Genomic DNA, 10,099 nt, shown 5'->3' on the forward strand with positions numbered 1-10,099 from the left:
GGCTACGAACTGAAGGCCGACTGCGGCTCCACCGCCAAACACACCGCGCCGACCCCCGACGCGTACTGGATCTTCGCCGACCGGATGATCGCGGTCGACCACCAGCAGGGCGTCACGTACCTCCTGTGCCTCACCGACGGCGCCCTGCGCTCCGACATGGAGGCGACCCGCTGGCTGGAGCAGACCGCGGCGACACTCGCCGCGCTGCCCCGGCCCCGGCCGTCACTCGTTCCCGAACGCGTCGCCGTGGACGCCACCCAACTCGAACCGGCGCTGGTCCGCGACCGGGAGCGATACCTCGCCGACATCGAGGAGTGCAAGCGGCAACTGCTCGCCGGGGAGAGCTACGAGATCTGCCTGACCAACGCCGTCCACCTGCCCCGCCCCGCCGACGGGCTGCGCTTCTACCAGGCGATGCGCCGCTACAACCCGGCCCCCTACTCGGCGTACCTGCGTCTGGGCGAGGTCGAGATCGCCTCGTCCTCACCGGAGCGCTTCCTGAGAGTGACCCGCGACGGCACGGTCGAGAGCAAGCCGATCAAGGGGACCGCACCGCGCGGCGCCACCGAGGAGGAGGACGCCCGACTGCGCCGGGAACTCACGACCAGCGCCAAGACCCGGGCCGAGAACCTCATGATCGTGGACCTGCTGCGCAACGACCTCGGCCGGGTGTGCGAGGTCGGCAGCGTCACGGTCCCCCGGCTGATGAAGACGGAGACCTACGCCACCGTGCACCAGCTCGTGTCCACGATCCGTGGCAGGCTGCGCGCCGACGTGGACGCCATCGACTGCGTCCGGGCCTGTTTCCCCGGCGGATCCATGACCGGCGCACCGAAGCTCCGGACGCTGGACATCATCGACGCGCTCGAGACCCAGGCCCGCGGCGTGTACTCCGGCACCATCGGCTTCCTCGCCTGCAACGGCACCGCGGACCTCAACATCGTGATCCGCACCGCCGTCATGACGGGAGACCAGCTGCACGTGGGCGCGGGGGGCGCCATCGTCCTCGACTCGGACGCCGTCGAGGAGTACGACGAGATGCTGCTCAAGGCGACGGCACCGCTACGGGCCCTGCTGGCGGGCGCCCTGGACACGGACACCGCGGCACCCCGTGGCGCGCAACAGGCCCTGGCGGCCGGAACAGCCGCGCTGGACGACCGATGATCGAGCCGACGGGCACCACGACGCACTGCCCCTACTGCTCGCTCCAGTGCGGGATGGTCCTGCGACCCACCGACGACCGGACGGACCACGCGGGGCCTCCCGCACCCACCACGCCGGCCACTCCGCTCTCCGTCGAGGAGTGGCCCGGCTTCCCCGTCAACCGGGGCGCACTCTGCGGAAAGGGCCGCAGCGCCGCCGACCTGCTGAACCCGGCCGTACGGCTCACCACTCCGCTGGTCCGCGACCGGCCCGGCGCGCCCCTGCGCCCCGCGACCTGGAACGAGGCGCTGGACCGGGTCGCGTCGGGGGTCCGCCGGATCCGTGACGGGCACGGCGCCGAAGCCGTCGGCGTGTTCGGCGGCGGCGGGCTGACCAACGAGAAGGCCTACCTGCTGGGCAAGTTCGCCAGGGTCGCCCTGAGAACACCGTCGATCGACTACAACGGCCGGTTCTGCATGTCCTCGGCCGCCACGGCCTCGAACCGGGCCTTCGGCCTGGACCGGGGACTGCCGTTCCCGCTGGCCGACATCGCCGCGACGGACTGCGTGCTGCTCGTCGGCAGCAACCTCGCGGACACCATGCCGCCCGCCCTGCGGTACCTGACCGAGCTGACCGGGCGTGGCGGACGGCTGATCGTGGTGGACCCGCGCCGCACCCGTACGGCGGCGCAGGCCCACCTGCACCTCCAGCCCCTGCCCGGAAGCGACCTGGCCCTGGCGCTCGGCATGCTGCACATCGCCATCGACGGGGGGCTGGTGGACACGGAGTTCGTGGCACGGCGCACGACCGGCTTCGAGGCCGTGCGCACGATCGCCATGGACTACTGGCCGACCCGCGTGGAACGGCTGACCGGTGTGCCCGTGCACCAACTCCGCCAAGCGGTACAGACGTTGGCCGCCGCACCCGCCGCCATGGTGCTCACCGCCCGGGGCAGCGAACAGCACAGCAAGGGCACCGACACCGTGCACGGCTGGATCAACCTGTGCCTGGCCCTGGGCAAGGCCGCGCGCCCCCGCAGCGGCTACGGGTGCCTGACCGGCCAGGGCAACGGCCAGGGAGGCCGCGAACACGGCCAGAAGGCAGACCAGTTGCCCGGCTACCGGAGCCTGACCGACCCCGCGGCGCGCGAGCACGTGGCGCGCGTGTGGGGGATCGAGCCGGCCGATCTGCCCGGGCCGGGCCGGTCGGCGTACGAACTGCTCGACAGCGCCGGAACGCCCGGGGGCGTACGGGCGTTGCTGGTCTTCGGCTCCAACCCGGTCGTGTCCGCGCCCCGGGCCGCCCATGTCGAGGAGCGGCTGCGGGCGCTGGACCTGCTGGTCGTGAGCGACGTCGTGCTGTCGGAGACGGCCGCGCTCGCCGACGTCGTCCTGCCGTCGGCCCAGTGGGCGGAGGAGACGGGCACGCTGACCAACCTGGAGGGCAGGGTGGTGCTGCGCCGCAAGGCCGTCGACCCGCCGCCCCAGGTGCGCACCGATCTGCAGATCCTCTCCGCGCTGGCCGACCGGCTGGGCGTCCCCCACGGGTTCCCCGCCGAACCCCGAGCCGTCTTCGAGGAGTTGCGGCGCGCCTCCGCCGGCGGCCCGGCCGACTACTCGGGTATCAGCTACGAGCGGATCACCGGCGAAGGAGGAGTGTTCTGGCCGTGCCCCGACGAGGAGCACCCGGGCACGCCCCGGCTCTTCCTGGACTCCTTCGCGACCCCGGACGGCCGCGCCCGCATGGTGGCAGTGGACTACCGTCCGGTCGCCGAACCTCCCGATGAGCGGTATCCCCTGTACCTGGTGACCGGGCGGGTGCTGGCCCACTACCAGAGCGGAGCGCAGACGCGACGGGTGCCCGCGCTGCGGGCCGCCGAGCCAGGGCCGTTCGTCGAGCTCCATCCGCATCTCGCCGACCGGCTCGGCGTGGCCGAGGGCGACCAGGTGGCCGTGGTCAGCCGGCGGGGCCGCGCCGTCGCCCCGGCCCGGCTCAGTACCGCGATCCGCTCGGACGTGGTGTTCATGCCGTTCCACTGGGCCGGGCCCGGCCGGGCCAACACGGTCACCAACCCGGCGCTCGACCCGCTCTCCGGCATGCCCGAGTTCAAGGTGTGCGCCGTACGCCTGGAACCGGTGACCGCCCCCGTCCCGGACCCGGCCCACAAGAACGTTCGGCACATCGTCGGGCACGGGGAAGCGGCCCCGCACGCCGCCGCCCCCGTGACATCACGGACCTGACCCAGGAGGTAACCCATGGGAAGGAGCGTCGGCCGCCGAGTGGTGGTGGTGGGCCAGGGCATGGCGGGCGCCCGCTTCGTCCGCCGGCTGGCGGCCTGGGCCCCGGACGTCCGGATCACCGTCTACGACACCGAGACCCGCCCCGGCTACAACCGCCTGCTGCTCACCGGGGTCCTGGCGGGCCGTCACCGGCCCGAGGACATCTCACCGCCCCAGGTGCCCGGCATCGACGTCCACGCCGGCGTCCACCTCGTCGCGGTGAACCGGAACACCCGTACCGTCATCGCCTCCGACGGGACCGCGCAGCCCTACGACACGCTGGTGCTGGCCACCGGCAACCGCCCCACCCACCCCTGGAGGCTCGGGCGAGCGGGGGACGGACGGCCGCTGCACACCCTGACCGACTGCCTGCGGCTGCGCGAGGACACCAGGAAAGGGCGCACGTCGGTCGTCGTCGGCGGAGGCCTGCTGGGGGTCGAGACCGCCCTCACCCTGGCGGCGCGCGGCCAGGACGTGACCCTCGTCCACCGCGGCCGGCATCTGATGGACCGCCGCCTCGACGCCGCGGCCGGTGCCATGCTCCGGGCGGTGCTCCGCGACTGCGGGATCACCGTCCGGACAGGCGCGTCGGCCTGTGCTCCACTGCGCGAGCCGGGCGCCACCGGCGTGGTGCTGGACGACTCCTCGGTGGTGTCCGCCGACACGACGGTGATCGCCTGCGGTGTCACCCCGCGCGTCGGCCTAGCCCGTGCCGCCGGACTCGCGGTGAACAAGGGCCTGATCGTCGACGACGCCCTGCGCAGCGTCACCGACCCGTCCGTCCACGCCATCGGCGCCTGCGCCGAGCACCGCGGGGTCGTCCACGACACGGCGCTGCCCGCCTGGGAGCAGGCCGACGTCCTGGCCGCGCGCCTGTCCGGCCACGACCGCGGCGCCACCTACCGCGGCACCCGGGTCCTCACCCGCCTCGCCGCTGCGCCGGTCGACCTGGCGGTGTTCGGAGTGACCAGGACCGACGGGCCCACCACGCGCGGGCCGTCGGCGCCCACCCGGCCCGACACCGACGTGGTGTGCCTGTCGGACGCCGTACGCCGGACCTACAAGAAAGTCGTCACCCGGGGGAACCGGGTCGTGGGCGGCATCCTCCTCGGCGACCTGTCCACGGTCGACGTGGTCCGCCGCGCCTACGAGGAGGCCGTACCCCTGCCGCAGGACCGCGTTCACCTGGTCTCGGCCGCAGGAGCGGCCTCGTGAACGAGCGTCTGGTGCTGGTCGGCTACGGGATGACGGGCCACCGGCTGCTCACGGCACTGCGAACCGCGGGCGGGCTGCACGGCAGACAGGTCACGGTCCTCGCCGAGGAGACCCGGCCCGCCTACGACCGGGTCCGGCTCTCCGAGTGCCTGCGCGGCACCCGGCCGGAGAGACTCCTGCTCGACGACGTCACGCCCGGAGGTGACGGCGCCGGTGTCCGCGTCCACCTCGGCGACCCGGTCGTGGCCGTCGACCGCGCCGGGCGCCTGGTCACCACGGCCTCCGGCCGCACCCTCGGCTATGACGTCCTCGTCCTGGCCACCGGATCCCGGCCCTTCGTGCCCGAGGTGCCCGGGGCCGGTGCGCAGGGGTGCTTCGGTTACCGGACCGTCGAGGACGCGGAGGCCATCCGCGCCCGGGCCTCCCGCGCGCGCACCGCCGCCGTGGTCGGCGGGGGACTGCTGGGGCTGGAGGCCGCCGGAGCGCTGCGCGCGCTCGTTCCGGACACCCACATCGTGGAGTTCGCACCCTGGCTGATGCACCGCCAGCTCGACGAGCAGGGCGGTCGGACCCTGCGCCGCCACATCGAGGACCTCGGTGTGACGGTGCACACCGGCACCCGCGTCACGCAGGTCACGACCGACGAGCACGGCCGGGCGTCCGGACTGCGGCTCGCGACGCCGGACGGAGATCCGCTGCCCGGCGTCGACGCCGACCTCGTCGTCTTCGCCGCCGGAGTACGGCCACGCGACGAACTCGCCAGGGCCTGCGGGCTCGTCGTGGGCCCCGGCGGCGGCATCGTCGTCGACGAGTCGTGCCGCACCAGCGATCCCCGTGTCCACGCCATCGGCGAGTGCGCGCTCACCCCGGACGGCCGGGTGCACGCCCTCGCCGCCCCCGGCTTCGCGATGGCCGATGTCGTCGCCGACCGGCTGCTCGGCACGGCAGCCGCCTTCACCGGAGCAGACACCTCGACCAGCCTGAAGCTGCTCGACGTGGCCGTGGCGAGCTTCGGGGACGCGCTCGGCGAGACTCCCGGCACACACGAGGTGCGCTACCTGGACACCGCGGCCGGCGTGTACCGGAACCTGCGCGTGGGCGACGACGGCCGGCTGCTCGGCGGGGTCCTCGTCGGCGACTCCTCCGGCTACGCGGCCCTGCGCTCCCTGACGGGTGCCGGCGTCCCGGGGGCCTCCTCGGCCGGGGACCTGGTCGTCCCGGGCCCGGCGGGAGCGGCGGTCGCCGGACGGATGCCGGACGACGCGACCGCCTGCTTCTGCCACAACGTGTCGGTCGGCACCGTGCGTCGCGCCGCCGCGGCGGACGGCCGCCCGGACCTGGACGGGGTACGGCGGCGGACCCGCGCGGGGACCGGGTGCGGCAGTTGCGTGCCCGCCCTGGCGTCACTGATCGACGAACAGCTCACCGCGCATGACCACGGATGAGATCGGCGGCCTTCTCACCGATCATGATGGTGGCCGCGTTCGTGTTGCCGCGCACCAGGGTCGGCATCACGGAGGCGTCCGCCACCCGTAGACCGTCGATACCGAGGACCCTCAGACAGGGGTCCACCACGCCACCGATCGCACATGTGCCGACAGGGTGGAACAGACTGTTCATGACCCGCCTGGCGAAGCGCAGGACGTCCGCTTCGCTCTCGGAGTCCGGCACGCTGAGCGGGGCCCGCCGGTGCGCCTTGAAAGCCGGCTGTTCGGCCACCTCCAGCAGCATCCGCACACCCCGGACCGCCGTCTGCCGGTCCTCCTCCGTGGTGAGGTAGTTGTGCACGATCCTCGGCTCGCTGCCCGGCATCGTCGTGCGCAGCGACACCTTGCCGCGGCTGGTGGGGCGCAGCAACGTCGGACCGAGCATGAAGGCGTGGTCGTACGGGGCCGTCAGCCCCTCGTCGAGGAACATGGCCGGACTCGCCGTCACCTGTACGTCGGGGGCGTCCAGATGAGGCAGGGTGCGCAGAAAACCTCCGGCCTCGCCGAGGTTGGAACTCATGGGGCCGTCCGCGGTGTCCCGCCACCGGGCGAGGTTCTCCGGGGTGAAATCGGTCTCCTTGGTCCGGGTGTTGGAGAGGTACACGAGCGGGATGTGCGGGTGATCCTGGAGGTTCTCCCCGACGGGCAGGTCCGCCAGCGGGGTGATGCCCATCGGTTCCAGGTCGGCCGGGCGCCCGAGGCCGGAGAGCATGAGCAGCTTGGGCGAGTTGTACGACCCCGAGCACACCACGACCTCGCGCCGGGCGCGCAGCTGCACCACCGCACCACCGTGCGAGGCCTCCACCCCGACCGCGCGCGTGCCCTCGAAGAGCACCCGGTGCGCGAGCGTGTCCGTGAGGATGTGCAGGTTCGGTCGGTGCGCCGCCGGACGCAGATAGGCGTCGGCGGCGCTGCACCGCCTGCCGTCGCGGACGGTGACCTGGTACCAGCCGAACCCGTCCTGCTCCGGGCCGTTGAGATCGGAATTGAACGGATGACCGGCTTGCAGGCCCGCCTCGATCAGATCCGACATGATCGGGTGCGGCGCGGTGTTGTCGGTGACGCCGAGCGGGCCGCCCACCCCGTGCAGGGCATCCGCTCCGCGTGTGTTGTCCTCCGCGCGCTTGAAGTACGGCAGCACGTCTTCCCAGCCCCAGCCCGTGGCACCGAGCGCGGCCCACTCGTCGAAGTCGAGCCGGTTGCCCCGTATGTAGATCATGGCGTTGACCGACGAGCCGCCGCCCAGGGCCCGCCCCGCGGGCAGAACCCGGCGCAGCCCGTCGAGGCCCGGCTCCGGCTCGCTCAGATACGCCCAGTCGTAGACGGAACGCATCAGCCGGGGCCAGGCGCTCGGCAGCCGGATCTCCTCCGCGGTGTCGTCGGGGCCGGCCTCGATCAGCAGCACACTGGTGTGGGGATCCTCCGTGAGCCGGCCGGCCAGAACACAACCCGCGGACCCCGCACCGACGATGACGTAGTCGTACATGGACTCCTCCTCAAAATCGTTGATGTGAGGTCGCTCAGACCGCGATCCGGGTCGCCCGCCCCACGGCGGCCGCGATGTGCCGTGCGCCGAGGGCCGCCTGTGCCGGGGGAGTGGCGCCGTAACCGAGGACCAGACCGGGGACGGGCGCGCCCGTCTCGGAGTAGTAGGAGGACAGCGGATAGACGGTGGTGCGGGACTCGTTGCAGAGCGCCGCCACCCGGCTGTCGTCCGTCCCCGTCGGCAGCGTCGCCACCAGATGCATGCCGGCGGACGCGCCGGTGAGGCGAACCAGCCCGCCGAGCCGGCCGCGCAGCGCCGCGACGCAGCCCTCACGCCGCTCGATGTAGGCCTGTCGCATCCGGCGGATGTGCCGGGCGAAGTGGTCCTCCCGGATGAAGTCGAGCACGGCGGCCTGTTCGAGCACCGGCAGCGCTCCGGTGGTGACCCGCTGGGCGGCGGTCACCGGGTCCACGAGGTCCGGTGGCACGACGGCGTACGCCATGCGGAGCGCCGGGAAGAGCGCCTTGCTCAGCGTGCCCACGTACACCACGTGGTCGGCCTCGTCCATCTGCTGCAGCGGCGGCGACGGGGTGTCCGACCAGAACTCGCCGTCGTAGTCGTCCTCGATCAGCCAGCCGTTCACACGCCCGGCCCAGTCCAGTAACTGGCCGCGCCGGGAGCTCGACATACGGACGCCCAGGGGGAACTGGTTGTTCGGCGTGACCACCGCCAGGCGTGCGCCCGGATGGCGCTTCTCACCGAGGGCGATGCAGAGCCCCTCGTGGTCGACGTCGACCGGACAGGGGGTGACGCCCGCGACCGAGAGCGCGGTCCGGATGCCCGGGTATCCCGGATCCTCGACGAGGGCCTGCTCGCCGGGTTCCAGCAGGATCCGGGCCAGCAGGTTGGTCAGTACCTGGGTGCTCGACGCGATCAGTACCTGCTCAGCCGTGCACTTGACGCCGCGCGCCAGGCCGAGATAGGCGGCCAGTTCCTTGCGCAGGGGCCAGTATCCGGCGGGATCCTGATGGGTGAGCTCCGCGCTGCCCAGCCGCGCGGCGCGGCGGGAGAGGACTCGGCTCCACAGACCGGTGGGAAACAGGTCCAGCGCGGGCACACCGAGCACGAAGGGCTGAGCCACGGGTGAGGCCGTCTGGTGGCGGACGCCGTAGGCGCGCGCCGCCCGCAGCATGCCGTGGGTCGCCCGGGAGAGCCGAGGGACGGGGCGCGCCATGACGGGCGGCACCGGAAGGCGGGTCACCGTGCGAGGACCGACGGCGGCGACCCGGTGGCTCCGCGCGGCCACCCGTGTGCCGGACCCCACCTGACTGTTGGCGAAACGTTCCGTCACGAGTTGCTCGTACGCGACGAGCACCGTGTTGCGGGAGACCTGGAGTTCCTGGGCGAGGGCACGTGTCGCGGGGAGGCGGAGGCCCGGCTGGAGCTGCCCGCTCTCGATGCCGGCCCGGATCTGTTCGTAGAGCTGCTGATAGAGCGGGACCGGAGACTCGCGGTCGAGAACGAATCCACCGAAGGGAAGAGACGTCGATTCTCTTGGCACGCGGACCTAACCTCCTGGATCGGATGGTTTGGGGGGAAGGGGCCTCGTACGGTCGACCTCCAGATGAGCAACTCTCTGTTGCCGTCCCGTCACGGTAAATTGCCGTGCCCGGGCGGACGAGGTGTCGTGCCAAGGGGCGGAACAGCCCGTTCCAGAGAGTGACTTGACGTGCACCCGAGCCTGCCGGGAACCGGCTGATCGCCTGGGGCGAACGGGCCCGCTGAGAGCGCTTGTCGGCTCCCGCAACCTGCGGGGTGCGGCGGGCCGCCGACGACGGCCCGTGGCATCACCGCAGACGGCGCCTGTGTGAGTGCTTGTCGGGTGCGGGGGGTGGCGTCCAGCACATTCTGTGCCCAGGTGTGAGCGGGTGGTGGGGCGGCAGCTCGGGTCGCAGCGATCGGGCACCGGCCGGAGCGAGTCGCCCGGAAGGCGATCGCCCTGCCCCTCACCCCGATGGCGCCGCTGTGCTGACGGCCCTGGGATCAGCCATGCAGATTGCTACCACCCTGCTACCATGCTGGGGTGACTTCCGCGAAGAAGCAGACGCAGGTCAGGCTCGAGGAGAAGGTGCTGGAGGCCGGTAAGGCCGCCGCGCGTGCCCGCCACCTGGACTTCAACAAGTACGTGGAGCGGCTCATCATCGAGGACACCACCGGAGCCCGCGCCGCCGGCATGGCCGCGGCCCAGCGGCTCATCGATGAGCACGGCGACTTCCTCGACGACCTGGAGCAGCAGCTCGACGCCCCGTACGACCAGCAGCCGGGCGCTGCCGCGTGATCCTGCACGTCGACGAATCCTGGATCCTCGAGGTAGCGGAACGGGCCGGTCACCGTGACCCGGCCGCCGACGACTACGGCGTCCCCATCGCCGCCGTCGCCCGCCACCGCGGCGAGCTCCTCGACATCCCCGTCTACGACGGCCCCTACGC

7 protein-coding genes and 1 pseudogene are annotated in these 10,099 nt (G+C 72.6%); 6 read left to right on the plus strand and 2 right to left on the minus strand.

Annotated elements, in window-relative coordinates; genetic code table 11:
- From pabB to AOK23_RS39245, 4 genes are all read left to right on the plus strand, one after another.
- A partial coding sequence (gene pabB / locus AOK23_RS39230) for an aminodeoxychorismate synthase component I (RefSeq protein WP_063791485.1) occupies positions 1 to 1,164 on the plus strand: 1,164 nt, incomplete at its 5' end.
- Entirely contained in the window at positions 1,161 to 3,383 is a 2,223-nt protein-coding gene (locus tag AOK23_RS39235; protein WP_079049958.1) for a molybdopterin oxidoreductase family protein, read from the plus strand. The genes pabB and AOK23_RS39235, both read left to right, overlap by 4 nt.
- A 15-nt stretch (positions 3,384 to 3,398) precedes the next feature.
- Positions 3,399 to 4,637: an NAD(P)/FAD-dependent oxidoreductase gene (locus AOK23_RS39240; protein WP_063791486.1), complete on the plus strand. Its 1,239-nt coding sequence runs from the start codon at positions 3,399 to 3,401 to the stop codon at positions 4,635 to 4,637.
- A complete protein-coding gene (locus AOK23_RS39245; RefSeq protein ID WP_055717225.1) occupies positions 4,634 to 6,082 on the plus strand; it encodes an FAD-dependent oxidoreductase in 1,449 nt (482 codons plus the stop codon). The genes AOK23_RS39240 and AOK23_RS39245 overlap by 4 nt, the downstream gene beginning before the upstream one ends.
- Here AOK23_RS39245 and AOK23_RS39250 read toward each other — a convergent pair.
- The gene (locus tag AOK23_RS39250) at positions 6,060 to 7,610 is read right to left on the minus strand and encodes a GMC family oxidoreductase (RefSeq protein ID WP_055717226.1); all 1,551 of its coding nucleotides are present in this window, start codon (positions 7,608 to 7,610) and stop codon (positions 6,060 to 6,062) included. The genes AOK23_RS39245 and AOK23_RS39250 overlap by 23 nt on opposite strands.
- A gap of 34 nt (positions 7,611 to 7,644) precedes the next feature.
- A complete protein-coding gene (gene pdxR, locus AOK23_RS39255; protein ID WP_055717227.1) occupies positions 7,645 to 9,171 on the minus strand; it encodes a MocR-like pyridoxine biosynthesis transcription factor PdxR in 1,527 nt (508 codons plus the stop codon).
- Between the two features lie 522 nt (positions 9,172 to 9,693).
- On the opposite strand from pdxR, the gene AOK23_RS39260 reads away from it, so the two are divergent.
- On the plus strand, positions 9,694 to 9,948 hold the full coding sequence (locus tag AOK23_RS39260; RefSeq protein WP_240496764.1) for a hypothetical protein: 255 nt from the start codon (positions 9,694 to 9,696) through the stop codon (positions 9,946 to 9,948).
- Positions 9,945 to 10,099: pseudogene (locus AOK23_RS50965) on the plus strand (fic family toxin-antitoxin system, toxin component); the annotation flags it as partial. The gene AOK23_RS39260 and the pseudogene AOK23_RS50965, both read left to right, overlap by 4 nt.

This window comes from Streptomyces torulosus (assembly GCF_001419765.1).
Lineage (GTDB): Bacteria > Actinomycetota > Actinomycetes > Streptomycetales > Streptomycetaceae > Streptomyces > Streptomyces torulosus.

Coding starts and splice junctions, on each gene's coding strand:
- AOK23_RS39235 (WP_079049958.1), top strand. CDS start 1,161: ATGATCGAGCCGACGGGCACCACGACGCACTGCCCCTACTGCTCGCTC.
- AOK23_RS39240 (WP_063791486.1), top strand. CDS start 3,399: ATGGGAAGGAGCGTCGGCCGCCGAGTGGTGGTGGTGGGCCAGGGCATG.
- AOK23_RS39250 (WP_055717226.1), bottom strand. CDS start 7,610: ATGTACGACTACGTCATCGTCGGTGCGGGGTCCGCGGGTTGTGTTCTG.